General features: G+C 64.0%; 27 protein-coding genes and 5 pseudogenes. 15 read left to right on the top strand and 17 right to left on the bottom strand.

Features of this window, described 5'->3' with window-relative positions; genetic code table 11:
* Window positions 1-23: 23 nt before the first annotated feature.
* The 3 genes from ACM61V_RS21760 (at window position 24) to ACM61V_RS21750 (ending at window position 1,625) form a co-directional block, all read left to right on the top strand.
* Complete coding sequence (locus tag ACM61V_RS21760; RefSeq protein WP_267903937.1) at window positions 24-146, top strand: hypothetical protein; 123 nt, start codon at window positions 24-26, stop codon at window positions 144-146.
* A gap of 16 nt (window positions 147-162) precedes the next feature.
* Window positions 163-1,062 (top strand): DUF1259 domain-containing protein, encoded by a 900-nt coding sequence (locus ACM61V_RS21755; RefSeq protein ID WP_018251370.1) that lies wholly within the window; start codon window positions 163-165, stop codon window positions 1,060-1,062.
* A gap of 221 nt (window positions 1,063-1,283) precedes the next feature.
* A complete protein-coding gene (locus ACM61V_RS21750) occupies window positions 1,284-1,625 on the top strand; it encodes a Rap1a/Tai family immunity protein (RefSeq protein ID WP_133497062.1) in 342 nt (113 codons plus the stop codon).
* 235 nt (window positions 1,626-1,860) lie between these two features.
* Here ACM61V_RS21750 and ACM61V_RS21745 read toward each other — a convergent pair whose 3' ends face one another.
* Together ACM61V_RS21745 and ACM61V_RS21740 are read right to left on the bottom strand one after the other, a co-directional pair.
* Window positions 1,861-3,483 carry an AMP-binding protein gene (locus ACM61V_RS21745; RefSeq protein ID WP_141459481.1) on the bottom strand — a complete coding sequence of 541 codons (1,623 nt, stop codon included), beginning with the start codon at window positions 3,481-3,483 and terminating at the stop codon, window positions 1,861-1,863.
* Window positions 3,480-4,124 (bottom strand): TetR/AcrR family transcriptional regulator, encoded by a 645-nt coding sequence (locus ACM61V_RS21740; protein WP_141459479.1) that lies wholly within the window; start codon window positions 4,122-4,124, stop codon window positions 3,480-3,482. The genes ACM61V_RS21745 and ACM61V_RS21740 overlap by 4 nt, the downstream gene beginning before the upstream one ends.
* Window positions 4,125-4,200: 76 nt before the next feature.
* On the opposite strand from ACM61V_RS21740, the gene ACM61V_RS21735 reads away from it, so the two are divergent.
* The 5 genes from ACM61V_RS21735 to ACM61V_RS21715 all read left to right on the top strand — a co-directional run bounded on the left by ACM61V_RS21735 (window position 4,201) and on the right by ACM61V_RS21715 (window position 6,753).
* Window positions 4,201-5,100, top strand: a complete 900-nt coding sequence (locus tag ACM61V_RS21735; protein ID WP_141459477.1) for a crotonase/enoyl-CoA hydratase family protein — start codon at window positions 4,201-4,203, stop codon at window positions 5,098-5,100.
* A 320-nt stretch (window positions 5,101-5,420) separates the two neighbouring features.
* A complete protein-coding gene (locus ACM61V_RS21730) occupies window positions 5,421-5,990 on the top strand; it encodes an SOS response-associated peptidase family protein (RefSeq protein WP_419714716.1) in 570 nt (189 codons plus the stop codon).
* A 112-nt stretch (window positions 5,991-6,102) separates the two neighbouring features.
* A complete protein-coding gene (locus tag ACM61V_RS21725; protein ID WP_010409234.1) occupies window positions 6,103-6,384 on the top strand; it encodes an HU family DNA-binding protein in 282 nt (93 codons plus the stop codon).
* Between the two features lie 47 nt (window positions 6,385-6,431).
* Window positions 6,432-6,584 (top strand): hypothetical protein, encoded by a 153-nt coding sequence (locus ACM61V_RS21720; RefSeq protein ID WP_007406311.1) that lies wholly within the window; start codon window positions 6,432-6,434, stop codon window positions 6,582-6,584.
* Entirely contained in the window at window positions 6,559-6,753 is a 195-nt protein-coding gene (locus tag ACM61V_RS21715; protein ID WP_010409232.1) for a hypothetical protein, read from the top strand. Before ACM61V_RS21720 ends, ACM61V_RS21715 begins: the two co-directional genes overlap by 26 nt.
* Window positions 6,754-6,933: 180 nt before the next feature.
* Here the strand turns inward: ACM61V_RS21715 and ACM61V_RS21710 are convergent, their stop codons facing one another.
* Entirely contained in the window at window positions 6,934-7,383 is a 450-nt protein-coding gene (locus ACM61V_RS21710; protein ID WP_419714702.1) for a hypothetical protein, read from the bottom strand.
* A 116-nt stretch (window positions 7,384-7,499) separates the two neighbouring features.
* Between ACM61V_RS21710 and ACM61V_RS21705 the strand changes: the two genes are divergently transcribed.
* Window positions 7,500-7,913 (top strand): LexA family protein, encoded by a 414-nt coding sequence (locus tag ACM61V_RS21705; protein WP_007406310.1) that lies wholly within the window; start codon window positions 7,500-7,502, stop codon window positions 7,911-7,913.
* A gap of 5 nt (window positions 7,914-7,918) precedes the next feature.
* Window positions 7,919-9,178, top strand: a complete 1,260-nt coding sequence (locus ACM61V_RS21700; RefSeq protein ID WP_007406368.1) for a Y-family DNA polymerase — start codon at window positions 7,919-7,921, stop codon at window positions 9,176-9,178.
* Window positions 9,179-9,180: 2 nt separating this feature from the next.
* Here ACM61V_RS21700 and ACM61V_RS21695 read toward each other — a convergent pair whose 3' ends face one another.
* The 4 genes from ACM61V_RS21695 to ACM61V_RS21680 form a co-directional block, all read right to left on the bottom strand.
* Window positions 9,181-9,489 (bottom strand): hypothetical protein, encoded by a 309-nt coding sequence (locus ACM61V_RS21695; protein ID WP_010409222.1) that lies wholly within the window; start codon window positions 9,487-9,489, stop codon window positions 9,181-9,183.
* Between the two features lie 259 nt (window positions 9,490-9,748).
* Window positions 9,749-10,009, bottom strand: a complete 261-nt coding sequence (locus tag ACM61V_RS21690) for a hypothetical protein (RefSeq protein WP_021320008.1) — start codon at window positions 10,007-10,009, stop codon at window positions 9,749-9,751.
* A gap of 306 nt (window positions 10,010-10,315) precedes the next feature.
* Window positions 10,316-10,882 carry a GNAT family N-acetyltransferase gene (locus ACM61V_RS21685; RefSeq protein ID WP_082731249.1) on the bottom strand — a complete coding sequence of 189 codons (567 nt, stop codon included), beginning with the start codon at window positions 10,880-10,882 and terminating at the stop codon, window positions 10,316-10,318.
* A complete protein-coding gene (locus tag ACM61V_RS21680; RefSeq protein WP_082731248.1) occupies window positions 10,879-11,553 on the bottom strand; it encodes a YgjV family protein in 675 nt (224 codons plus the stop codon). Before ACM61V_RS21680 ends, ACM61V_RS21685 begins: the two co-directional genes overlap by 4 nt.
* Before the next feature lie 726 nt (window positions 11,554-12,279).
* On the opposite strand from ACM61V_RS21680, the gene ACM61V_RS21675 reads away from it, so the two are divergent.
* Window positions 12,280-12,480, top strand: coding sequence for a hypothetical protein (locus ACM61V_RS21675; protein WP_007406354.1), 201 nt, complete (start codon window positions 12,280-12,282; stop codon window positions 12,478-12,480).
* A gap of 65 nt (window positions 12,481-12,545) precedes the next feature.
* Here ACM61V_RS21675 and ACM61V_RS21670 read toward each other — a convergent pair whose 3' ends face one another.
* Window positions 12,546-14,690: a TonB-dependent receptor gene (locus tag ACM61V_RS21670; protein WP_037569529.1), complete on the bottom strand. Its 2,145-nt coding sequence runs from the start codon at window positions 14,688-14,690 to the stop codon at window positions 12,546-12,548.
* Between the two features lie 104 nt (window positions 14,691-14,794).
* A pseudogene (locus ACM61V_RS21665) lies at window positions 14,795-15,085 on the bottom strand (integrase core domain-containing protein); the annotation flags it as partial.
* Between ACM61V_RS21665 and ACM61V_RS21660 the strand changes: the two are divergent.
* Window positions 15,086-15,442: pseudogene (locus ACM61V_RS21660) on the top strand (IS21 family transposase); the annotation flags it as partial.
* A 34-nt stretch (window positions 15,443-15,476) separates the two neighbouring features.
* Here ACM61V_RS21660 and ACM61V_RS21655 read toward each other — a convergent pair.
* From ACM61V_RS21655 to ACM61V_RS21645, 3 genes and pseudogenes are all read right to left on the bottom strand, one after another.
* Window positions 15,477-16,142: pseudogene (locus ACM61V_RS21655) on the bottom strand (IS3 family transposase); the annotation flags it as partial.
* A 204-nt stretch (window positions 16,143-16,346) separates the two neighbouring features.
* Window positions 16,347-17,375, bottom strand: a complete 1,029-nt coding sequence (locus ACM61V_RS21650; protein WP_020493465.1) for an IS110 family transposase — start codon at window positions 17,373-17,375, stop codon at window positions 16,347-16,349.
* Window positions 17,376-17,442: 67 nt separating this feature from the next.
* Window positions 17,443-17,954: pseudogene (locus tag ACM61V_RS21645) on the bottom strand (transposase); the annotation flags it as partial.
* 68 nt (window positions 17,955-18,022) lie between these two features.
* Here ACM61V_RS21645 and ACM61V_RS21640 point away from each other — a divergent pair.
* From ACM61V_RS21640 to ACM61V_RS21630, 3 genes are all read left to right on the top strand, one after another.
* The gene (locus ACM61V_RS21640; RefSeq protein WP_419714715.1) at window positions 18,023-18,388 is read left to right on the top strand and encodes a hypothetical protein; all 366 of its coding nucleotides are present in this window, start codon (window positions 18,023-18,025) and stop codon (window positions 18,386-18,388) included.
* 125 nt (window positions 18,389-18,513) lie between these two features.
* A complete protein-coding gene (locus ACM61V_RS21635) occupies window positions 18,514-18,783 on the top strand; it encodes a type II toxin-antitoxin system ParD family antitoxin (protein WP_026151880.1) in 270 nt (89 codons plus the stop codon).
* Window positions 18,780-19,076 (top strand): type II toxin-antitoxin system RelE/ParE family toxin, encoded by a 297-nt coding sequence (locus tag ACM61V_RS21630; RefSeq protein WP_021233331.1) that lies wholly within the window; start codon window positions 18,780-18,782, stop codon window positions 19,074-19,076. Before ACM61V_RS21635 ends, ACM61V_RS21630 begins: the two co-directional genes overlap by 4 nt.
* Window positions 19,077-19,087: 11 nt before the next feature.
* On the opposite strand, the gene ACM61V_RS21625 is transcribed toward ACM61V_RS21630, so the two are convergent.
* The 5 genes and pseudogenes from ACM61V_RS21625 to ACM61V_RS21605 form a co-directional block, all read right to left on the bottom strand.
* Window positions 19,088-19,669 (bottom strand): PRC-barrel domain-containing protein, encoded by a 582-nt coding sequence (locus ACM61V_RS21625; protein WP_062127261.1) that lies wholly within the window; start codon window positions 19,667-19,669, stop codon window positions 19,088-19,090.
* Between the two features lie 52 nt (window positions 19,670-19,721).
* Window positions 19,722-20,363, bottom strand: coding sequence for a family 1 encapsulin nanocompartment shell protein (locus tag ACM61V_RS21620; RefSeq protein WP_241215470.1), 642 nt, complete (start codon window positions 20,361-20,363; stop codon window positions 19,722-19,724).
* A gap of 43 nt (window positions 20,364-20,406) precedes the next feature.
* Window positions 20,407-20,550 (bottom strand): annotated as a pseudogene (locus ACM61V_RS21615) (encapsulin); the annotation flags it as partial.
* Entirely contained in the window at window positions 20,543-21,640 is a 1,098-nt protein-coding gene (locus ACM61V_RS21610) for a Dyp-type peroxidase (protein WP_082824898.1), read from the bottom strand. The pseudogene ACM61V_RS21615 and the gene ACM61V_RS21610, both read right to left, overlap by 8 nt.
* A gap of 56 nt (window positions 21,641-21,696) precedes the next feature.
* Window positions 21,697-24,351 carry an excinuclease ABC subunit UvrA gene (locus ACM61V_RS21605; protein WP_126014096.1) on the bottom strand — a complete coding sequence of 885 codons (2,655 nt, stop codon included), beginning with the start codon at window positions 24,349-24,351 and terminating at the stop codon, window positions 21,697-21,699.
* Between the last annotated feature and the right edge of the window lies 1 nt (window position 24,352).

Genomic DNA, 24,352 nt, shown 5'->3' with positions numbered 1-24,352 from the left:
GGCGAACGCGCGAGGAGAGGGCGATGTCACGTCTGACCGGGACCATGCTGGCGCTGCTCGTCTCGGGCGGGATCGCTCCTACCGCGGCGCACGCGCAGCGCGGGGAGACCGTCGCGTTGCGCGAAGCCTATCCGTGCCGGCGCTGATGATAGGAGAGATTGGATGATGAAACCCCTTCTGGCCGGCGTTCTCGCCGCGCTCGCCGCCCCGGCCTGGGCCGCGCCCGACTGGAACAAGGTCGATGCTGCGCTCGGCCGACCGGGCACCGAACAGGCGGGCGGTGTCCATCGCTACGGCTTCCCGCGCTCCGACCTGCACGTCACTCTCGACGGCGTGGCGATCAAGCCAGCACTGGCGCTCGGCTCCTGGGCGGCGTTCCAGCCGATGGGTGACGACACTATGGTGATGGGCGACCTGGTGCTGACGCACGAGGAGGTGAACCCGGTGATAAGCCGCCTCTTGGCCGGCGGCTTCACGATCACCGCGCTCCACAATCACCTGCTGCGCTCCGCGCCCGCCACCATGTACCTGCACATCGCCGGGCATGGCGACCCGGTGAAGCTCGCGACCGCGTTGCGCGCCGCGCTGGCGGAAAGCCGCACCCCGCTCGCCGCGCCGTCCAGGGACTCGCAACCGCCCTCAGCCGGGGCCGGCAGCTCGCCGCCCGTCGATCTCAACACGGCCGCACTTGACGGCGTGATGGGGGCCAAGGGCAAGCCGAATGGCGGCGTCCTCCAATACAGCTTCCCGCGCGCGGAAAGGTTGATGGATGCCGGTATGGTCACGCCGCCCACGATGGGAACCGCGACCGCGATCAACTTCCAGCCGACCGGGGGCGGCAAGGCCGCGATCACCGGCGATTTCGTGCTGGTAGCGAGCGAGGTCGATCCGGTCATGCGCGCGCTGCGCGCCAGCGGGATCGAAGTTACGGCACTGCACAATCACATGCTGAACGACGAGCCGCGCCTGTTCTTCATGCACTTTTGGGCGAACCAGGATGCAGCCAAGCTCGCCCGCGGCCTGCGCGCTGCCCTTGACAAAATGAACCTGCAACGAAGCTGACGATCAGGCGATCGGCTTTTCGGGCCGTCATCGCCGCCCGACCCCGACCACGGCCCGATGGGCAACTGGAACAGCGCTGGCAAGACAGTCGAGCTGTTCGTGACGCCCGAAGGCCAGGTGCTCGGTAGCGAGGAATGAAAATGCGATTGAGGCGTGTCAGCACCTTAAGCTCGGACGAGCCCCTTCACCCGGCCCAGCCGGGTTCGGAAAGGACGAAAACGGTGAAACGTGCAACCATGATCTTGGCGCTGATGGGGGCGGTCGCTCCTCATGCTCCGGCGCTGGCGCAAACCAAACAGTCGGACATGCAAGGTGCCGCGCTTCTCGCGAGCTGCCGCGCCGCGGAGCAGAGGTGTGGAGCATATCTCCAAGGCGTGCTGGACATGATGATCGTCGCGCGAAAGGCCGAGTGCGGCGCGCCGCGCGATGATCGTGCGGCCTTGCGTGCGGCCTATCTGCGCTGGGCGGAACGGGACAGCTATTTTCAGAGTGTCCACATGGTCGCGGGGGCCGAACAGGCCTTGAGTTCGGCTTGGCCGTGTCCGGGGCAAGTGAACCGCTAACAGGCTCCCCTAAAGCTCTCAGCTACTTCGCCTTGATCGTGGCAAGACACTCGGCTCAGCCTGTTCAACAATCGGTCGGGGCTGTTGAAAAATGTGCCGCTGGTAGCCGGGTCCGGTTGGGGGCGGAATGACACCCCAAAGCATAGCGATCCCGTCTCGCATGGGATGGTGTAGCGGGAAATTGGCGGTATTCTCGAATCCTAGATAGACAGGTTTCGAGAACCCTTGCGTTTTCCTAAAGTGAATGGAGACTGCCTTCTGCCGCCTGCTGACTAAGTGCGAACTTCTGAATCTTACCAGATGCCGTTAGCGGAAACTCGCTGGCGACAAACCAACTGGAAGGCGTCTTCTGGGGGGACAGCAGAGATCGGCAATGGTCCTTGAGTTGCTGATGATCGACGGTCGCCAAGCCTTCACGCAATCTGACGGATGCTGCGACTGTCTCCCCCCATGTCGGGTGTGGAATGCCGAACACCGCCACCTCGGCGATCGCCGGATGCCTCAGCAGGACGGCTTCGATCTCCGCCGGATAGATATTCTCGCCTCCGCGGATAATCATGTCGCTTAGGCGCCCCGTGACCTGGACGTATCCCCGATCATCCATCAGGCCCAGATCGCCGGTACGAAGCCAGCCATCGGCGAGAAGGGTGAGGTCGGTCTCGTCCGGTTGACCGTAGTAGCCGATCATAGTCTGATATCCGCGGGCCTGTATCTCGCCTTGATCACCGAGCGGCAGCGGATCGTGCGTTCCGGGCTGGACGATCCTGACCTCGACCTGCGGCAGCGGTCGGCCTGCGGTGCCGGCGCGATCGGCCTGCGTGTCGTTGTAGTCTGTTGCACAGATGATAGGGCTAAGTTCGGTCTGACCGTAAACCGACATCATTCGGCAACCGAACCGCTGTTCGACCCGGGCCAGCAACTCGGGCGCGACGGGAGCCCCACCGGAAAACAGGATGCGGAGGCTGGAGAGGTCATAATCGGCGCGATCAAGCTCCGCCATCATGGCGGCCAGCATGGTCGGAACGCCGCTGGTCACTGTTCCGCGTTCGCGCTGGATCGTGTCCAGCATCAGCACCGGATCGAACAGGACCGGCAGGACCAATGTCGACAGGCTGGTGACCGCACCAAGCACGCCCAGCACCGATCCCGCCGTATGAAAGAGCGGCATCGGCGTCACCACCGTATCACCCCCTTGTCCGATGCGGGTTGCGACGAGCGATGCGTTGGTCACGAGCGCGCGGTGCGTGAGCAGCGCCCCCTTGGGCCTGCCGGTAGTGCCGGACGTGAACTGCATCTGCGCCGGAGCGAGCGGCGACACGGCCGGCAGCGGGGAACCGTGGCGATGCCGGGGGATGGCGGCGGCGACTTCACCGATCAGGATGTGATCGAGCGATGGCGCCGCGATGCGGGCGATAGCCGTCATGTCCGACCCGCGGAACGCCTCGACGTGGATCAGCGCCTTCGCCTTCGATCGGTCGAGGACATGCCGAAGTTCCTCGGCACGGAGCGACGGATTGGCGGTGACGAGGACCAGCCCTGCCAGCGCCGCGCCATATTGGACGATCACCCACTCGGGCACGTTCGGCGCCCACAGGCAGATATGATCGCCAGGAGCGAACCGTGCGAGCAGCCAGCGGGCGCACGCCTCCGCATCAACCAGCAACTCGACATAGGTCCACCGGCGATCGGTCGTGGCCGCGCCGGACACGGATGCAAGCCCCTTCGGCGCGGCTTCCACCAGTGCGGCACGATCCCTTGCCAGCTCCGCCGCTCGTCGCAAGGCGTCGCCCGCAGTCATCTCCCACACGGGTCGGGAGGTATCGGCGGCACGATAGGATGAAGTCAGTCCCGAGGTCATGGAGCGGGTTCCGAGGGTGGTTGATGCAAGAGCAGCCGCGCTGCGTCGATCCAATGCCGCAGCAACCGGTGACGATGGTCTGTGTCTGACCGAAGGACCCCCGATACGGCTATGCCGCGAACCAGTTCGAGGGTCAGGGCGATGACCGTCGCGCAGCCGGGCAGGTGGGCAATCGGTGCGAACAGGGCAGCGACGACGCGGTCGCGCTCGGCGCGGGCAGCGCGCTCGGGTCCGCGCAGCGCGGCATGAAGCTGGCGGTCTGCCCGGGCTACGGCCCATAGTTCCAGTTCGGCGAGGTAGGACGGGCTTTCAGCCGCAGAAGCCAGCGACACAATCGCGTGTGCTAGGGGATCGACGCCCGGTGCGGCGGAGCGATGCTCGCGCAGCACTGTGACCTCGTTGCGACGGACCAGTTCGGCCACGGTCGCCGAGAGCAGCTCGGCATGGGTCGGAAAATGATGCAGGAGCGTACCGCGCCCGACCCCTGATCGCTTCTGCACCTCCAGCGTCGTCGTGCCGGCGACACCGCACTCTATCAGCACAGCGACTGCGGAGAGAAGGATGTGATCGCGCGTCGCCTCGCGCTGTTCGCGGCGCGTGGACCGACGCACCGGCCCCTGGACGGCGGATTTGCTCTCCATGGCCGGACAATCTGATAGTCAGCGTTGACTGTCAATGATGAACGCTGATAGTCAGGTCTGACCAAGGAGAGATGCGATGCCCGAGTTCTCGACGCTGCGCGTGGATCACGATCCGTCCAATCGGCGGGTCGCGCGGCTGTTGCTCAATCGTCCCGAACGGCTGAATGCGATCAACGACGATATGCCCGGCGAGATACGCGCCGCGGTCGAATGGGCGGAAGCGGACGACACCGTTCACGCGATTATCGTCGAGGGCGCGGGGAAGGGGTTCTGCGGCGGCTACGATCTGGTCGGCTATGCCGAGAGTGAGGACGATCATCCCTGCCAGCAGGAGCGCGATCCTTGGGACCCGATGGTCGATTACGCGCACATGAAGCGGAATACCGCAAACTTCATGGCGCTCTGGCGCTCAAGCAAGCCGACGATCGCCAAGGTGCATGGAGCCGCTGCCGCTGGCGGCAGTGACATCGCGCTATGCTGCGACCTCCTCATCATGGCCGAGGATGCCCGCATCGGCTACATGCCTACCCGCGTGTGGGGCTGTCCGACGACAGCCATGTGGACCTACCGCCTCGGCCCTGCGCGCGCCAAGCAGATGATGTTCACCGGCGACCTGATTTCGGGGCGGCAGGCCGCGGACTGGGGATTGGCAAACCTCGCCGTGCCCGCCGGGGAACTGGACGATGCGGCATTGAAACTCGCGACCAGGATCGCGGGCGTGCCTGCGAGCCACCTCGCCATGCACAAGCTGGTGGTCAATCAGGTCATGCTCAACATGGGGCTGGAACAGTCACAGATGATGGCGACCGTCTTCGATGGAATAACCCGTCACAATCCCGAGGGTCTATGGTTCCGTCGACACGCACAAGCTCACGGCTTCAAGTCGGCGATCGAGTGGCGTGACAGTGGCCGCTCCATTCCTGAAGGGGACGAGGCTCGTCGCCTGATCCGTGAGATCGACAGTGCGCCCAAATAATCTCCGTGGGCGCGATAGGTGACTCCCTTGAACAGCGTTCCCGATTGGGAAGGTTCAGGGAGACGGCTGACGGTCGCAAGGCGCGCCGGACGGCAGGGAAATAGCCGTTTTCCCAAAATATGTTCCCGATTGCTCATTCCCGAAATGGCCAGTTGGAGACGGAGAAATGGGACGATCCGGCCCGTGAAATGAACCCGCCTTTGACATCCGCCCGGAGCGGATAATGTGAGCAGCCATGTCCGATTGCGAGCAGCCCCGGATGATGGCGAGCACGCTGGCAGCTAATTTGAGCAGGATGCTACCCGCCAGTGGCAGAGAGCGTGAGCAGAAAAACCGGCTGTTTGCGAGCAGACGCCGCTACGATTGCAAGCGCCTACACCTACCCGGTGCCGCGCGAGATCTTCCCGACGGGCAAGAAGACAGCGCGCTACGGACTGGTCGTCAGGCGGGCAGGGGAGGGTAACCGTCCGCTCGAACCGGTCGCGATGGAATGGGGCTTCCCGACCAAGGTAGCGAGCAAGCGCGACCCGGCGGTCAAGCTGGACAAGTTCGTCACCAATGCGCGGAATCTCGCATCGTCGATGTGGAAGCCGTCGATCGCGAATCCCGATCGGCGCTGCCTGGTCCCGTTCACGCACTTCGCCGAGCCGCATCCCGACGGCGGGACGGGCGACGATGGCAAACCCCGCCAGATGTGGTTTTCGCTGCCCGACCAGCCCATCGCCTTCTTCGCCGGTCTGTGGCGGCCGACCGAGCGCGGCGATGCCTATGCCTTCTGCACCACCTCTCCCAACCCCACCGTCGATCCCTGGCATCCCAAGGCAATGCCGGCGATCCTTCACCCTCGCGATCTACGGCATGGCTCGACGGCAGCTATGAAGACGCCCTGAAGCTCGTCCGCCCCTACGAGGGCGAGATGAGCGCGCAGGAGGCAACTCCCGATGGCGGCGCGACGTGAACCGGGCTAAGGCCGGTCCAATCATTCACCACCGGGACGTGTTCATGACGACGACATCCGATCTGGCCGAACAGCTCTCCAATACCCATGGCCTCGCAAAGGCGGACGCCAGGAAGGTCATCGATGCGATCCTTGCGAACATCACCGCGGCTGTCGCGACCGGCGAGGAAGTCAGCCTCAACGGGTTCGGCAAGTTCAAGCTGAAGGACACCCCAGAGCGCCAGGGGCGCAACCCGTCGACGGGCGAGGCGATCACGATCGCGGCGTCACGCAAGCTGACGTTCGCGCCGGCGAAGGCGGTCCGCGATCGGATGAACGGCAAGTGATAAACGGGCCAGGGTTTTAGAACGCTGGCCTAAACTGAGGGGACTTCATGGCCGATACCGCAGCCGACTACCGCGCGAGGGCAGCGGCCGACCTTGCCGAGGCCCAGCAGCTCGTTCTGCCCCATGCTAGGGACCGTATGCTGCATTCGGCCGATCGCTGGTCGAAGATGGCTGATGCGGCCGATCGCCGTGTCCGGTAACGAAAGCACGACGGTCGCGCTCGACGTGGCTAACTGGTCAGCGGTCCAGGCAATGGTCGAGCGTCTCGACGACAGGGCTGTGATAGCGATCTACGAGCTGGCCGAAGGCGCTGGTCCGGTCGCGGACCTCGCGGCCGCACAGATGGAAAAACGCAACCTCGACTATTGAGCCAAGTTAAGAGTTCGGCCGCTGGTTAAGCCGCTGTTGCCAAGCCGGCACAAGCCACGTTCCTGTTTTGTTCGATAAGATATCTTATGTTAAATCAAAGACTTAGCTTATTTCCGGCATCGGTCTTGCAGAGACTGACGTGGCTTTTCCGCAGCTAAGGCTTGGCCAGTCAGTCGCGAATTAGCCGCGCCGTCGATCCCGCGCGCGAGCGTGTCGCGGATCTTCGTAAAGATCCTGCAGCGCGCGCAGCCGAAACGCGTTCCACCAGCGTTGCCAGCGATGCTCCTCGGCATCGTGGATCATGTGACATCGCTGGCATAGCGCGGCGAGGTTCCGCGGCGCGCTATTGCTCGGATCATGATCGAGGTGAGCACAGGCGAGCACGACATAGGTGATCCGCACGACGTCTAGCGCGAACAGGTCGCCGACGTTCACCCGCCGCCCCTCTCCCGATCGCCAGCATCGCGCTTCGCTATCCCACCAGCGCCCATCGCCCAGATGCGCGACGTGCCGAAGATGCGGTCGCCGGCAGCGTTCGCAGCGCCCTCCTGCCCGCACGAACCGGATCTGGTCCGACAGCAGCGGCCAGTCGATCGGGTACAGCCAGCGGTTTTCGGGGCGGATCGGCATCCATGACTCTATGAGTCATGCGAAATGAGAACAAAAGGAAAATCTCGTTCCCTTCATGTTCTTATCCAGCATATCATGCGCGCATGTCCGCGTGTGTGATTCCCCTGTCCCAACCGATGCCGATCGCCGATCTGCCGCCAGCGTTTCGCCTGAGGGTGGTGAGCGCGGCCGGCGCTGGCTTCCCCTCGCCTGCCCAGGACTGGGAGGAAACCGCGATCGATCTCGTGGCGCTGCTGCGCCTCGACCGCGCCGCCAGCTTCGTGTTCCGGGTCAGCGGACAGTCCATGATCGACGCTGGAATCTATGATGACGACGTGGTGGTGGTCGATCGCGACGCCACGCCGGTTAGCGGCCGCATCGTCATCGCCGTGGTCGACGGGGGCTTCGTGATCCGCCAGTTGGTCTGGCGCGACGGCAAGCCGGTCCTCGAGGCCCGCAACGCGCGGATGCGCTACGACGCGGTGATCGCGGATGAGAGTGTCGAAGTGTGGGGCGTCGTCCGCGCCTCCGTGCGCAACCTGCAGGGCTGACCGCCATGTGGGCGATCGCTGACGTCTCCAACTTCTATTGCTCGTCGGAGAGGGTATTCGACCCGTCGCTGCGCGATAAACCGCTCATCGTGCTGAGTAACGGGGACGGCTGCGCCATCGCGCGCTCCGAGGAGGCCAAGGCGCTGCACATCAAGATGGGTGCGCCGATGTTCAAGATTCGTGATATCGTCCGCGAGCATGGCATCCAATACCGCAGCAGTTCCTACGAATTGTATGCCGACATGAATCGTCGCTTCAATCAGGTCCTCGCCGAGCACAGTTGCACGGTCGAGGTGTACTCGATCGACGAATCGTTCTTTCGCCTGCCGGTGCTCCCGAACGGCCTGGGCGACGTGGCTGCCGCGCACCGCGTGATCGCGGCCGTCAAGCGTGCGACGGGCCTGCCGATCCGCATCGGGCTTGGCCCGACCCGGACGCTGAGCAAGGTTGCCAACGCCCTCGCCAAGGCGTCGGAGAAGGTCTGGAAGGGCGTGGTCGACCTGCACGACATCGAGCTGCGGCGGCGCCTGTTCGCGCAATGGCCGGTCGAGGAGGTCTGGGGCATCGCGCGAGCGATGACCGAGCGGCTGCGACCGCTCGGCGTCAGGACGACGGCCGATCTTGCCGCCCTCCCCCCGGAGGTCGCGCGCGACGTGGGGACGGTGGTGCTGGAGCGGCTCGTGCGCGAGCTGAACGGCGTCGAATGCACCGATTTCGAGCCGGAGCCGCCCCCGTCCAAGGCGACCGCGGTGACCCGCTGCTTCGGTGAGCCGGTGCGCGAGGTCGCGGCGCTGCGCGAGGCGATGGTGCGCCGCGCGGTCCGCGCGGCCGAGAAGATCCGCGCGCAGGATCTCGCTGCCACCCGCCTGATCGCCTTTGCCCACGGAAGCCGGTTCAAGCCCAACGCGCCGTCCGCCTCGCGCATAGCGCGGCTGTCGCCGGCGACCAATGATCCGCGCGTGATCGGCGGTATGGCGGGCCGCATGGCGGATGTCATGTACGAAACTGGCGGCGTCTACACCAAGTGCGGCGTCATGCTCGAGGGGCTGGAGCCGATGACCGCGCACCAGGCCGACCTGTTCGCGGTGCCCGATCCGCGATCCCCTGCCCTGCTCGCCGCGATCGACGGGCTCAACGGGCGGTTCGGCCGCAACACGATGCGGCTTGCCTCCGAGGGCTTTGGCCAGAAGAGCTACGACACCAAGCGTGCTTTCAAGAGCCCGTCCTGGACCACGCGGATCGATCAGGTGCCGATCGCGCGGTGAGATCAATAGCGATAGCCTGCCTGCCGGCAGGCCGCTGCCAGCTTCATCACTCGCCCATCCTTCGCGCCGTACTGGCGCAACCGTGCGGAATAGCTGTCGCAATAGCTTTTCGCGCGAGCGGACAGTGGCACCCCGTTCGGACCTCGCGCGGTCGCCGCCCCGCCCCGTTCGGCATAGCCACGAGCAGTCGCTGACTGAACCTGGGTGCGCGCTTGCGCGCCCAGATCGACTGCGCCGGGCATGTCCTGCGCGCCGGCAGGGGTCGCGATCGCGAATATCCCGACCGTGAACACAGCAACCAGGCTACGCATTCGATGTTCTCCCTCGAATTTCCGTCAGGCCATCAACGATTTGGCGGCAGCATCGTGCCGGTCGCGGGAGCGATTATGGATGCATGTAGGCGCTTGCAATCGTAGCGGCGTGTGCTCGCAAACGGAGCGATTTTCTGCTCGGATTATCTGACAATGGGCGGAGCAGTCTGCTCACGCTAATTGCCAATGTGCTCGCCATCATCCGGCGCTGCTCGCAGTCATGGTCGCCTGCTCACATTATCTGCCAGCGGGAGTGGCGTCAGCGTGGCACCCGGATGGAGCCGTCCGCGATCCCTTCGGCGATATTTGAGAGCATGACGGCGTAGCGGTGCAGGCCGGGGAAGCGACCGGCGTTTCTCTCGATCTCTTCGCCGTATCCGGCATCGAGCAGCGCCTTGAAGTCCGGCATCACGTCGAACATGCCGCCGAGCAGATCGATATCGGAAGCACCGATCAGCAGCAGGGCATTCGCATGGGCGTCGAGGCGTTTCATCGTCTCCAGCATTTCGGTTTTGGTCATCGCACCCTTTCCGCTTGCGTGGTGTCATCGCCTATTATGCGCTGGCCCTGTTCGCGAAAACCTTCCTTTCTGACGACCTCGCGGGCGGGCCATGACGACAACGCATTTCTGCGGCCCGCCGCTTGTCAGAACTGTTCTGGAAACCTGCTTCGCAAAAGCGCTTGCCGGCTACGGGTTTGGAGAGCCCATTGGCACGGAGCGTGAGCACAACGCCCCGTTTGCAAGCAGCGCCGGTGATGGCGAGCACACTGGCAGATAATTCGAGCAGGACGCTCCCCGCCAGTGGCAGAAAGCGTGAGCAGGAAATCAGGCTGTTTGCGAGCACACGCCGCTACGTGTAGCGCCCGATTCTTTGTTGGCCGCCACCACATCTCCGCACACGGTATAGCCAAGCCGTTGGTAGAGTGCGAACGCCCGGTCGTTGCGAACAGCAACGTGGAAGATCAGGAAAGGTATCCTGCGGCGACGTACCCATTCCTCGGCGGATTTCACCAGACTTGTTCCGAGCCCACGTCCCTGCCACCGTGTCCGGATAGCCAGATTAAACGAGGCAAATTCGGCAGCGCCTTCGATGCACACGCTCCGCACATCTATGTAGCCGACGAGGTCGCCTATGCGTTGCAGGACGAAGATGCCTCGTTCGCCGGCTACGGCGGCGCTCAGCTCCACAGTTGTGCGGCGCAGGAGTTCCCCTCGATCTCGGACATCGAAGATCATATGTTCCGCTTCGCGAGCGAGGGCGATCTTCAAGCGTACCAAAGCTTTAGCGTCGGCAAGGTTCGCCGGGCGTGGCTCGCTCCAACTCCGCTTTCCGCCTACTTGAGCTATCGAACGCGCCGGCGGGAGTGGGGGCGCGTATATCGCCTGTGTCATGTGAAGACTTGGGCTCCCTGTAACGCGCGCGCGCGCTTTGGAATCGCGAGTTTGCCGAGGGATAGGTGACCAGAGCGGAAAGCGTGACGTGGGGAAAGCTGCGTCGGACAGCTTAGGCTGCGTGGCCCGTCCGCTCCACGCTGTTTCCGCTTCCAAAAGGCAAAAAGCCCAAGCAGATTGCCTGCGACAGATACAAGATCAACGGCCAAGGCGAACGGTGCGCCAATGAGAAGATTGTGGGCCAGCCAGAAGGGGGCGGCCACGAGAAAGACCATCTTCATCCGCGTCGTTGATCGCTGGGTCCGTGCCATGAAGGAAGCAGCCCCGCCGCAAGCGGCAAGGCCGGATAGGAGCCCATGCCAGGTCGCCACGGTAAGCAATAGCAGCGCGAGCAACGTCGCGCCGTCGAGCGCGAGCTTGGCAACCCGGTCACGAACCACCAGCGCGACGGTGAGCTGCATCAGGGAAAGAACGCATGCGGCCGAAGCGGTAGGCGCGCCGATCAGCGCGAAGTGCAGCGCGAAGGCGCACGCGCCGGTGCCTTGCACCATGAGCGCTCCCCGGCGCGAGGGTAGGAGCGGCCAGCTCACCACGCAGCCGAGGCCGACGATGCCGAATAGGATCGCAGCTAACCCGGTGCTCGCAAACGTCTGATCGAGGAAAAGCGACATCTATGCTCGCGTCGGGGTTGGTCCGGCTTCCACCGTGAAGGAAGAAGGTTAATGTGACGTTGTTGTCGACCGCTTTCCCATCGCGAGTCCCGGCCACAATGGCATTTGGCTTTTGTTGCGGACTGGTTCATTCTGCGCCTAGGGCGGCGCTCTTCCCTTTGGGTTCCGCCCGTGTTTGGACCAGGACAATGGTGCGTGACGCTTTCAAGCTTCTCGCCATCTCGACGTCGCTCGTGCTTTCTGGCTGTGTCAGTCCGCGAGAAATGGCCGCTCGCCATCGGGCGGCGTGTGCGAGTTATGGCTTCCAGCCTGGAACGGAGAGCTATGCGAATTGCCTTCTTCAGCTCGACGTAGGTGATTACGGCTACGGCCATCACAGGGGTGGCGTGCCGTTGTTTCCTGCCCGGCATCGGGCGCCCGCACCGCCTTTCCCTATCGCCACGCAAGACTAGGGTCGGCTACAGTTCACTGATGCTCCTTCGTCCTCACCTATTGATCTGCGCACTTTCGCTCGGCAGCGCCGCGCCCGTGGCGGCTCAGCAAGCGGTGCCTGCCGCGCCACGAACCGTGGCGGGTGCTTCGAAATTCATCCAGGACATGCTGACCCGCGGCACAGCCGTCGCAAAGCCTTGGCCGGGTTTCGTGCGGAGCAGCAGGATCACGAGCGTAGGAGTGAAAGGTGGTTGCCTCGTTACGCTCACGCTCGCCGACAAAAGCGCCCTCAGCGTGAAACTCGATCAGGTGGTTGCGATCCGACCGCTTTACTCGGCCAACGCGCCCCAGGCGTCGGTGGAGATCAAAGGGGGCGCGCAGCCCTACGAGGGTCTCGATATATTCGTCGGGGACAACGACGCGGTGCGCCGCGTCGGTGATGCCCTGGAGTTCATGCGCCAGTCCTGTGATCCATCGGCGAAGACTGGTTTCTAAACCGGCCAGCGGCGTCTCACCGACTTTTGCAAGGTTCATATGCTCGCAACCGACCAAGTTGGCCGTTATAACCTCATTCTAACCGTCGCGCGCACCGTCGTCGGCGCGCCGGGCATGATGTTGTTGTCGTTGTAGGCGGACGAGAAATAATCGCTGTTAAGCAGATTCTCGACGTTGATTTGCGCCTCGATCTGGGGGGTGAGCTTGAAGAATGCTGCGGCATCGACGCGCGTGAAGGCGGGTAGGATGGCGGTATTGCTGATGGAGGTGAAGCTCTTCGACTGGTGATAGACCCCGACCCCGGCCCCAAGGCGAGGGGTGAGGTCGTAGCGGGTCCACAGCGAAGCCTGCTGTTTGGGAACCAGCGGAACCTCGCGCCCGGCCGGGGCGACACTCGTCGTTTTGCGAATTGTCGCGTCCTGCAGCGCATAGCCCGCGCTGATCTGCCACTGTGCTGTGATCGCACCGCTAAGGCCGAGTTCGAACCCCTTACTGCGCTGAGCACCCGTCAGCACCGTCCGCGCGGCGTCGTTGGGGTCGGCCGCGCGGGTGTTGGTGCGGTCGAGCTGGTAGATGGCGGCCGTCAGGTTCAGCGTGGGCAGGATATCCCACTTGAGGCCAAGCTCGTAGTTGTCGAACCTTTCCGGTTCCAGCGCGGCGCTAGTGATATCGAGTGATGAGAATTGATCCCCCGACTGCGGCAGGAAGGACCGGCTATAGCTGGCGTATATCGAGACAGGTTGCACCGGCTTGAGCACCACGCCCACTCGGGGAGACCACAGGGTGTCCGTGCGGCTATAGCTCTGTGCGGCAACCAGGTCGTCGACGTTGAGCGTGAAGCGGTCGCGGCGAACGCCGCCGATGACATCGACATGGTCGCCGATCGAGATCTGGTCCTGCACGTAGAAGGCAGTGACGTCGGCGTTCGTGCGGACCGACCGGTAGCCGGTGTTGGCGGCGGTGCGCAGCGTAACCGGCGGCACCGTGATCGGGTCGGCCAACCCGACAAAGACGCGCCGCCCCCCATTGACGATATCGCCACCCCCGAAAAAGCCGTTGATCCGCTGGTTGCGCGTGCGCTGGTCGCTAACTTCGAAGCCGGCGAGCAGCACGTGGCGAACGGGGCCGGTGGTGACGGTCCACACAAGGTCGTTCTGGTTGAGCAGGTTCGTGCGCGTCGTGGGATCGCTATACGCTTCGAGGCCGACGCTGCGGACGCCGCCGCGCGGCGTGACCGGGGTTACCGCAAAGGCGTTCCGATAGAGCTTGTCATAATCACCGTACAGGATCCGGCTGGTCAGGGTCAGATTGTCGCTGAAGCGGTGCTCAACGCGGCCATTTAGGACCTTGGCCTCGAAATCGCTGACGTTGAACCCCGGCACACCGAAGAAGGTGTCGCGGACGCCGGTAAGCGGACGTGATGGGCTCGTGAGCGAGCCCTGGACGGCCGAGGGGACGCCTCGGTCGATCGTTCGCTTGTCGCTGTTATATTCGAAGCCCAGATCGATCCGAGTCGCACCGCCGAGCGAGAGCGCGACGGTCGGGTTGATCGCAACCCGGCGCCCGTCATAGAAGTCGCGATTGTTTCGGAACTCCTCGTAAACGGCGTTCATCCGGGTGGAGACGGACTCGCTGAGTGGCTGACTGATGTCGGCGTCGACATACCATGCGCCATATGTGTCCGCCGAACCGCTGCCGCTGATGAAGGCGTTGGCGACAGGGCGCTTGGTGACGCGGTTGATCACGCCCCCGCCGCCGCCGCGCCCGAAGATCATCGCGTTGGGACCTTTCAAAACCTCGATCCTCTCTGCATTGTAGAGGCCGCGATAATATTGCACGTCGTCACGCAAGCCATCGACGAAGAAGTCCGCGGTGCTGCTGTTCCCGCGCAGGATGATCTGATCGCGGTGTCCCTCACCTTGAGAGATTACGGCGCCGGGGACATAGCGTAGTACATCGGCAATAGAGCGCATCGCCTGGTCGTCGATCTGCGTTTCCGTGATGATCGATACCGCTTGGGGGACATCGTTGAGCTCGGTCGGTGTGCGCGTGGCGGTGCTGGTCGCATCGATCTGATAGCCGTCGCGGACGCCGGTCACGATGATCGTTTGCGAGGTGCTGCCGGGGCCCGGCAGGAACTGGTCTTGAGCCATTGCCGGGACGGTGAGCAGCCCGAAGCCGAGTGCAGTTCCAATACCAAGATTTCTCACCGTTGACCCTTTTGCGAATCTCTCTCACCAACGCAATAGGTGATTTGAGAGTGCGTCGCAATAGCCTTCGTGAGCAGCCCCCACCGGGTGGTCCGGGTAGATAGTTAGTGCATTGTCGTCTCCGCCGCCATTGCCGGGCGCAGGTGGAGCGAAGCGGAACCGGAGGCCGGCAATGGCGGCGTCGCCGCTTCTGGTGCGGGTGGGCGATAGCCCAGGCTGCTATGTGGCCGGATGGTGTTGTAGTGGCGCCGCCACGCCTCGATCAGCACTCTGGCCTCGGCGAGGCTGTAGAAGATCTCTCCGTTAAGCAGCTCGTCACGCAGCGAGCCATTGAAGCTCTCGTTGTAGCCGTTCTCCCATGGCGAGCCTGGCGTGATGTAGAGCGTGTTCACGCCGCCTTCTTCGGAGGCGTGCCGACGCGCGGCATCTACGACAACATGAAGACGGCGGTGACGAGCGTGTTCACGGGCAAGGAGCGGGTCTTCAACCGGCGCTTCCTGGTCATGGCCAACCATTACATGGTCGAGCCGACCGCCTGCTCACCGGCGTCGGGCTGGGAGAAGGGTCAGGTCGAGAACCAGGTACAGACCGCGCGCGGCCGCTTCTTCCAGCCACGCCTGCGATTTACCAGCCTCGAGGAGCTGAACGGTTGGCTGGAGGCCGAGTGTCGGCGCTGGGCCGACATGCACCGGCATCCCGAGCGGAAGGAACTGACGGTCGCCCAGGCATGGGCAGCCGAACGGGCGGTGCTCTGAGCAGCCCCCACCGGGTGGTCCGGGTTGATAGTTAGTGCATCGTCGTCTCTACCGCCATTGCCGGTCGGAGGTGGAGCGAAGCGGAACCGGAGATCGGCAATGGCGGTGCGGCCGCTTCCGGGGCTGGCGGGCGGTAGCCCAGGCTGCTGTGTGGCCGGACGGTGTTGTAGTGGCGCCGCCATGCCTCGATCAGCACCTTGGCCTCGGCAAGGCTGTAGAAGATTTCGCCATTGAGCAGTTCGTCGCGCAGCGAGCCGTTGAAGCTCTCGTTATAGCCGTTCTCCCAAGGCGAACCCGGTGCGATGTAGAGCGTCGTCACGCCGATCTTCCCGAGCCATTTCTGGACCGCAGTCGCGATGAACTCGCTGCCGTTATCGGACCTGATATGGGCTGGTGGACCGCGCTCGATGAACAGCTCGGCGAGTGCCGCCAGCACATCCTCATGGTTGAGCCGACGCGCGACCACCAGCGCCAGACATTCCCTGCTGGCCTCGTCGATGATGGTCAGAATGCGGAACTTGCGCCCATCATGGGTGCGCCCTTCGACGAAATCATAGGCCCAGACATGCCCTGGATATTGTGGTCGCAGCCGGATGCACGAACCGTCGTTCAGCCACAGCCGCCCGCGCTTGGGTTGTTTCTGCGGGACTTTCAGCCCTTCGCGTCGCCAGATACGTTCCACCCGCTTGTCGTCTAATCGGTCAAGCCGTTTGCCAAGGTGCTCGTAGTCGATCTTCTTTTGCGCATCGTTGTCGTCTTCGAGGTCAGGACGGGTCCAGCCTCAGCATGGCGCCAGATCGCCGGCCTCTCGATGTGGTTCCCGTGTTCCAGATGGTCACGAAGCGGGTCACGAGATGGCCGTGGCCGCACCCTGGCGGGGCGGCAGCTCGGAAAGCAGATATCAGGCCATGGCAGTCACCTTTGGGTCAAAGCCTCGCCCGTCGATCCACATCCGGTGGAGGATCACCGCCAGCTTGCGGGCCAGCGCAACGCGCGCCTTCCAGAAGCCCGATCTCCGGCCGATGGCGGCAGCCCAGTCCTTCAGCGCCGACGCCTGCGAGGTCCGCGACAGCATGACATTGGCCGCTTCGAACAGCAGCTTGCGGGTGAGACGATCTCCGCACTTGGAGATGCGGCCGTTGATGTCGACCTCGCCCGACTGGTAGCGACGCGGAGTGAGACCGAGATAGGCGCCGACATCCTGCGAGCGTCGGAACCGGTGAGGATCCTCGATGGTGGTCATGAAGCTGACGGCCGTCAGCGGTCCGACGCCGGGCATCGTCATCATCAAGCGGCAGGCGCCGCTTTGCCGGGCAACCCGGGCGAGCTGCTTGGCAATGGCAAGCTGTTGCTCCCGCAATGTGCTCAGCATCGCCAGTAGGCTCTCGAACAGTGCGGCGACCACCGGATCGTCCGGCAGCGTTGCCCGGACCTGACGTTCGAAGGTGCCACCCTTCCCGGGTCCGACCAGAATGCCGAAAGTCTTCGCCAGGCCGCGTATCTTGTTGATGAGCGCGGTGCTCATGCCGACCAGCTGGTCTCGCGTGATCAGGAGCGCACGCAACCGGTGCGTATCCATCGAGCGAACAGCGACCGGCCGGTACCAGCCCGAGCGGACCAGCCGTGCCAACCCAAACGCGTCGTTGCGGTCCGTCTTGTTCATCTGCAGCTTCAGCGCTGCCGCAGCATGCCTGGCATGAAGACACACCACCGGCAGCTCTCGCTCGGTCAATGCGTGCCACAACCACACGGTCATCGGGCCCGTCTCGATACCGATCCTCACGGCTCCTGCGGCCCTCCGCGCCAGCACGGCCGCAATAGCGTCCGGGTCCGTTCGCGACTTACCGTCCCATATGCGATCGCCCGTTTCGTCCACGACGCAGATCGCGGTCTCCTTCATCGACACATCTAGGCCAACATAGCAGGTCATCTTCCGTCCTCCTCTTCAGGGGACGACAGGCTATCCCAACGAGCACCGCTCCTGATTACGCCATGTGGTTCACTGACCAACCCGCCGCATGCAGCAGCGCGGTCACCCGCCGATAGCCGTAGCGCCCGTACTGTCTGGCCAAGGCAATGATATCCTCGGTCAGCAATTGCTCGTCATCTGCCCCGCACGGTTCCTTGCGCTGCGTAGACCGGTGCTGGCCGAGCACGCGGCACACACGCCGCTCGGACACATCCAGCACAGCCCGCACCTGATCGACGCAGCGTCGGCGCCGTGCGGGGCTCAGAAGTTTCCCTTTGCCGCCTCCTGCAAGATGAGCTTGTCCAGCGTCAGGTCCGAGATCGCGCGCCGCAACCGGGCATTCTCCTTCTCAAGATCCTTCATTCGCCGAGCCTGATCCGTCTTCAGGCCCCCATATTCCTTGCGCCAGCGATAGTAGGTCTGCTCGCTGACTGCGATCCGCCGGCAAGCCTCAGCGGTCGTGCCGCCCTGACCCAGCATGATCTCAACCTCACGCAGCTTCCCGATGATCTCTTCGGGCTTGTGCTTCTTCGCAGGCATTCGTCGTCCCTTCCTTGGTCCAGACTGTCATAGTCGATGGACCACTCAGAAGGGGGCAGCTCAAGGACATGATCGTCCTGCGCCTCGGCATCCCGCCCGTCTATGGCAAGAAAATCCGCTATTATACGGAGAAGGCCATGGTCGCACTGACCAAGATCCCCGCACCGCAAATGCCGAACATTCGACCCGAGCCCACCGCACCGATAAACAGCCTGCGGGTGATCGCCGCGGCCGAGGCGGATGATAATGGCGCCCCTGGCTCGGCCCCGCCTGCTCATGGTCCTGGGCCGCAATCCGGAGGCGGCGGCACGGCCCCGACCCACCACCGCTTGAACCAAGCCGCGATCGCCGCCGCCATGGCCGCCCCTGCCGGGGAACGCACCAGCAAGCTTTTCCAACATATTGTTATGGTGGGCGAGGCAAAGGTCGCTTAGCGTTATGTGATCTTGCCCTCGCCGGTGGGATGACCCGAAGGGGGAACGGCTGCACAAGAGAGGCAGGCGCCTTGAAACCAATGGCAGTTTTTGCCATAATGGTAGTGAGGTGATTTATGGCTTCGATGAACGTCTCCCTTCCAGACCCCATGCGGGATTACGTCCAGCGCCGCATCGACAGCGGGCATTATGCCAGCGTGAGTGATTATGTTCGCGATCTCATTCGGCGCGATCAGGGTGAGACGCAGGATGTCGAACGGTGGCTGCATGATCTTGACGCCTCGATCGAACGCGGCCTTGCCGATGCGGAGGCGGGGCGCACCCACGACCTCGACGACGCCTGCGATGCTATCATCGACAGGATTCGGACACGGGCAAGCGCTCAGCCGCAATGAAAGTCATCCTGACGCCGGATGCGCTGGCCGACCTCGATCACATCGCCGAACATATCGAAAAGGACAATCCCGCGAGAGCCATCAGCTTTGTCGAGGAATTGCGTGAGGCGGCCCGTCGCCTTGCCGATCTGCCCCAGGGCTATCCTCTGGTGCCTCGCTATGAGCGCTACGGTATCCGTCGCCGTTCCTATCGCCGCTATGGCATCCTCTACCGGCCAGAAGCCCACCGTATCCTGATCCTGCGCTTTCTTGGCCCCGGTCAAGATCATGATCGCGCGCTCCAATTGGTTTGAGCGATCGCTTGCTAGGGATTGATCGGAGCGAAGGCGGGCCAGTCACGACTTTTGAGGCCGGGCTGTGACAGGAAGCTCGGGCCGTCCAGCAACAGCGTCATGCGCGTGTAGCCGATCCTGAGGGATTCGAGCGGCACCGCTCGCAATGTCTCTTCAAGACCGGCATATCGCTCGTCCGAGATCACCACATAGTTTATCCTGCCGGTCGAACATTCGATCAGGGCCTCGACAACCCGGCCCAGATTCATCCCGCTCTTGTCATCAACCGCCATGCCGATCAGGCCGGTCGCGGTGAACAGGTTCGGCGTATCGGATCTTTGGCTGGCTGTTTCGGCCGATCGGCCGCCATCCTCATATTTGGTCTGCTGCCCCAACCATCGCCAGATACCGACGAGGTTCGTCAGCATCAGGAATCCATTGGTGGCAACCAAGGCTGTCTGTCCTGTGGCGTAGCCCAATGTGGTCCAGCAAACCGAGCTGATGCTGAACACCACGAAGCCCCAGCCCGTCACGCGCGCGCCCAGGTTGGAAGCCGTCATCATCGCCGCGATCATCGTCGCGATCGTGGCGAGCCAACCGACGAGACTTATCATCGTCCCACCCCTCGCTGCGGCCCGCGTGGGGGCGGCGCAACCGGCAACGCCTTCACGCCGGCTGCGCCGACGCTTCCGCTGTCGGGAGCGAAACAGCCGCCTCGCTCGTCAGCAGCCGGAAGGTGAAGCTCTCTTGCAGGTACAGCTCAACCACCTCGGCGGTGTGGCTGAGATAGCCAATCGACAAGTCCTGTCCGAGATCGAGTTCGAAATCGCCGCCCCGTGTTGTCAGGACGACGCCGCCCGTGATGCCCGGCGCCCAGATGATATCGCCATCCACCAGACGATTGATGTGCTGGAGCACCGGATAGCCCTCCTCGCTGCCGCCGCTGATCGCGGTGAACGGATCATCGCCCAGCACCAGTCGATAAGGCCCCTCGACCCCGGCAAGGCGCAACCGGTCGACGGCTTGGGCGACGATGGCGGGATATCCGGCGACGGCCGTGGGCAGCGGCACCGGCTCGTTGCTCGCGCCGGGACGGATGCCGCCGATATCGGCAGCGGCATAGCCATCAAAGATCGCACGATTTTCGGCAAAGGCGATCGTGCGGGCAGCTTCCTTGAGCGGCTGCCAGTCGGAATCTTCGGAGCCACGCTCCACATCGTCGATCGCAGCGCGGGTCAGCGTGAAGGGCACGCGCAGTTCGACTACGGCATTGGCCGCACGCCGCACGCCGCACGGCCTGGACGCCATCGCTCGGCGCATCGATCGGCTTGGTGTGGCCCGTGCCCACGGCCGCGAGCGTAGCCCCCTTCGGGTCCGGCACGTCCACGACGCGGCGCGCGGCCAGATAGCGCTTGAGGGTTCGGGTCGCCTCTTGTTCGATCTGTGCCCAGGCGGCGTCTGAGATCGGGGCGAGTTCGCGATGGAGGTTATTCATGTCCGGCCTCGTCTTTGAGTGATCCAATGCGGAGCGATCCGTCCAATGCCGTTGGAGCCTCCGGGGTCGGAGCCGTGGGTGCCGGCGCAGCCACCGCTTCATCGCCATTGCTATCGTCGCCATCGGCCGCAGGCGGCCCCGGCGTCACGGCGTCCAGAAAGTCGGCCGACGGCACGAAATAGAGCGAGCCGGTCACGGCCCGGCTGACATCGAGCAGGCGATCGTAGTTGCCGGGCGGCAGGCCGATGAACATATTGTCGAGCATCCGCTCGATCCGCGTGGGTGAGCGGGCGTAACCGATGAAATAGGTGCCGAACTCCCCCTTGCCGACATCGCCGAACGGCATGTTGTCGCGCAGGATCTGGAGTTGCTCGCCGTCCTCCTCGATGTTGGTGAGGACGTTGTGCGCGAAGCTCGGCTTCGCTGCCTCGTCCAGCTCGATGTCCGACAGTTTCTCGCGCCCGACGATCTTCTCCTGTTGCTCGACGGGAATCGCGTTCCACTTGTCGAGGTCATGGAGGTATTTCTGGACGATCACATAGCTGCCGCCAGCGAAGACCGGATCGTCCGCCGCCCCGATCACCGTGGCATCTCTCGCCCCCTGCTCGACGGGGTTTTCCGTCCCATCGACGAAGCCCAGTAAGTCGCGATCATCGAAGTAGCGGAAGCCATGCACCTCGTCCGTGACCGAGGCGACGCCGGCGAGGCGCTTCACGATCTGCGCGGCCATCTCGAAGCACAGGTCCTGCCGTGCGGCGCGAATGTGGAACAGCAGGTCGCCGGGTGTCGAAGGCGCATGATGGACGCCATGAATTTCCCGGAACGGATGCAGCTCCTTCGGCCGCGGTGCCCCGAACAGTCGGTCCCAGGCATCGGAGCCGATCCCCATGATGCAGGAAAGCCCTCCATCCGCTGCCCTAAAGCCGACGCCACGCACCAGCGAGGAAAGGATTGCGCAGAGATTTCGCACCGCCATCTCGGGCTTTGCACCCGCGCCCATCGACACCACGAGGAAGATGGCTGCACGAGTGAGCCGGGCATCGACGGCCTGGGAACGTGCGGTAACATCCTGAGCGACAGTGGAAGGCAAGCTCGTCTCCTATGGCCGGACCCGGCCCATCGTTATGGCACACACCCAAGAGGCGGCTAAAGCGCCGCCTTGAGATAGGGCGCGGTCAGACTGCCTTCCGCCTCTGCAACGTCGCTAGGGACGCCGCTGGCGATGATTAGGCCACCTTCCTCCCCGGCTCCCGGTCCGAGATCGATGACCCAATCCACCTGTGCGATGGCGCGCATGTCATGCTCGACGACAACAACCGTATTGCCCACGTCGACAAGGCCCTGCAGGTGCCGCATCAGCCGGTCCGCGTCGGACGGGTGAAGCCCCGAAGTAGGCTCGTCGAGGATGTAGATGGTGTTGCCGCGCTGGGCGCGTTGCAGCTCGGTCGCAAGCTTGATGCGCTGCGCCTCGCCGCCCGACAGTTCCGTCGCCGGCTGCCCGAGCCTCAGATATCCAAGGCCGATCTCCCGCAGCACATCCAGCGAGCGCATGACGGACGCCTCACCCGCGAAGAAGTCGCACGCCTCGTCCACCGTCAGCTCCAGCACCTGGGCGATGTTGCGGCCGTTCCATTCGACTTCGAGCGTTTGCGGGTTGTAGCGGCTGCCGTGGCAGGTCGAGCACGGCGCATAGACGCTTGGCAGGAACAGCAGCTCCACCATCACGAACCCCTCGCCCTCACATACCGGGCAGCGGCCTTCGGCGACGTTGAACGAGAAGCGGCCGGGGCTGTAACGGCGCTTCTTGGCCAACGGAGTGCCGGCAAAGATCTTGCGCACATGATCGAACAGGCCGCTGTAGGTGGAGAGGTTCGAGCGTGGGGTGCGGCCGATCGGCTTCTGATCGACCCGCACCAGTCTGCGCACATGCTCCATGCCCGCAACGATGCGGCCTTCGGTCTCTTCCTGCGCAACATCAAGCAGCGGATCGGCATCCTCTTCCTCGGCAGCCGGCGAGCCGCCGAGCTGTTCCGCGACAAGCTCCGGCAGCGCCTGGCTGACCAGACTGGACTTGCCCGATCCCGAAACCCCGGTGACAGCGGTGAAGCAACCGATCGGAAGCTCGACGTCGAGGCCGCGCAGGTTGTTGCGCGTCACCCCCTCTAGACGGAGCCAAGCCTTTGCTTCGCGCGGGGTCCGGTCATGGGCGACGGGCTCTGCGAACAGATAGCGGCGCGTGATCGACGCCTCGACGTCGGCCAGTCCCGCGATCGGCCCGCTGTAGAGCACTTCACCGCCCTTTTCGCCTGCTCCTGGCCCTACATCGACCAGCCATTCGGCATGGCGGATCACGTCAAGATCATGCTCGACGACGAACAGCGAGTTGCCCGCCGCTTTCAGCCGCTCAAGGATGGTGAGCAAAGCTTCGCCGTCTGCCGGGTGCAGCCCCGCCGAGGGCTCGTCCAGCACATAGACCACGCCGAAAAGCTGCGAGGACAATTGAGTGGCAAGGCGCAGGCGTTGCAGCTCGCCGGAGGAAAGCGTCGGCGTGCTTCGGTCGAGCGAGATGTAGCCAAGGCCAAGATCGATCAGCGGGCCGAGCCGTTCGAGCAGCTCGGATGCGAGACGCTGCGCGGCGACCCGCTTCTCATCGGAGAGGTTGGGCGTGCGGCGCACGTCGGGCGCTGCCTTGTGCGCCGAGCCTCCCGCCGCGACCCTGCGTTCAACTGCCGCATCGCGGGCCGCCTTGCCAAGAACATGGCCCTTCGGGGCCGCCGCGGCGCCCCCATACTCGCCATGCGCGACAGGCGTGAGCAAGTCCCGGAGCTTCAGCACCGTCAGGTCGCCAAACTCGGCGATGTCGAGGCCCGCGAACTTCACCGACAGAGCCTCGCGCTTCAGCCGCTTGCCGTCGCAGGTCGGGCAATCGCGGCCTATGATATATTGCGAGACGCGCTTCTTCATCAGCGCGCTTTTGGTGTTGGCGAACGTCTCCAGCACATAGCGACGGGCGCCGGTGAAGGTGCCCTGATAGCTCGGCTCCATGCGGCGCTTGAGGGCGACGCGCGTCTGCTCGGGCGTCAGACCCGCATAGACCGGCACCGTCGGCGTCTCGTCGGTGAAGAGTATCCAGTCGCGATCCTTCTTCGGAAGATCCCGCCATGGGGTGTCGACATCATAGCCGAGCGAGACGAGGATATCGCGCAGGTTCTGGCCGTGCCACGCGGGCGGCCATGCGGCGATGGCGCGTTCCCGGATCGTCAGCGTGTCGTCGGGCACCATCGTCTCTTCGGTCGCGTCATAGACGCGCCCGATGCCGTGGCAGGTCGGGCAGGCGCCCGCGACTGTGTTTGGCGAGAAGTCCTCCGCATAGAGCATGGGCTGATTGCGCGGATATTCGCCGACGCGCGAGTAGAGCATCCGTACCAGGCTGGAGAGCGTCGTCACGCTCCCAACCGAGGACCGCGCATTGGCCGAGCCGCGCTGCTGCTGCAACGCGACTGCGGGAGGCAACCCGTCGATAGCGTCAACCTCCGGCACACCGGCCTGATCGATCAGGCGGCGGGCGTAGGGCGCGACCGATTCCAGATAGCGGCGCTGTGCCTCGGCATAGAGGGTGCCGAAAGCGAGGCTCGATTTGCCCGATCCGGATATGCCGGTGAACACCACGAAGGCGTCGCGCGGCACGTCCACGTCGACATTCTTGAGATTGTTCTGCCGCGCGCCGCGTACCTGAACGAAGCCGGAGCGCGGCGCGCGTTCCTTGCCGGGGGTGGTTTGAGGCTCCTGATCCTTGCTCATA

It is taken from the genome of Sphingomonas sp. TX0543 (assembly GCF_048565505.1).
Taxonomy (GTDB): Bacteria; Pseudomonadota; Alphaproteobacteria; order Sphingomonadales; family Sphingomonadaceae; genus Sphingomonas.
The sequence above is the reverse complement of the archived record's forward strand: the minus strand, read 5'-3'. Positions and strand labels throughout refer to the sequence as shown.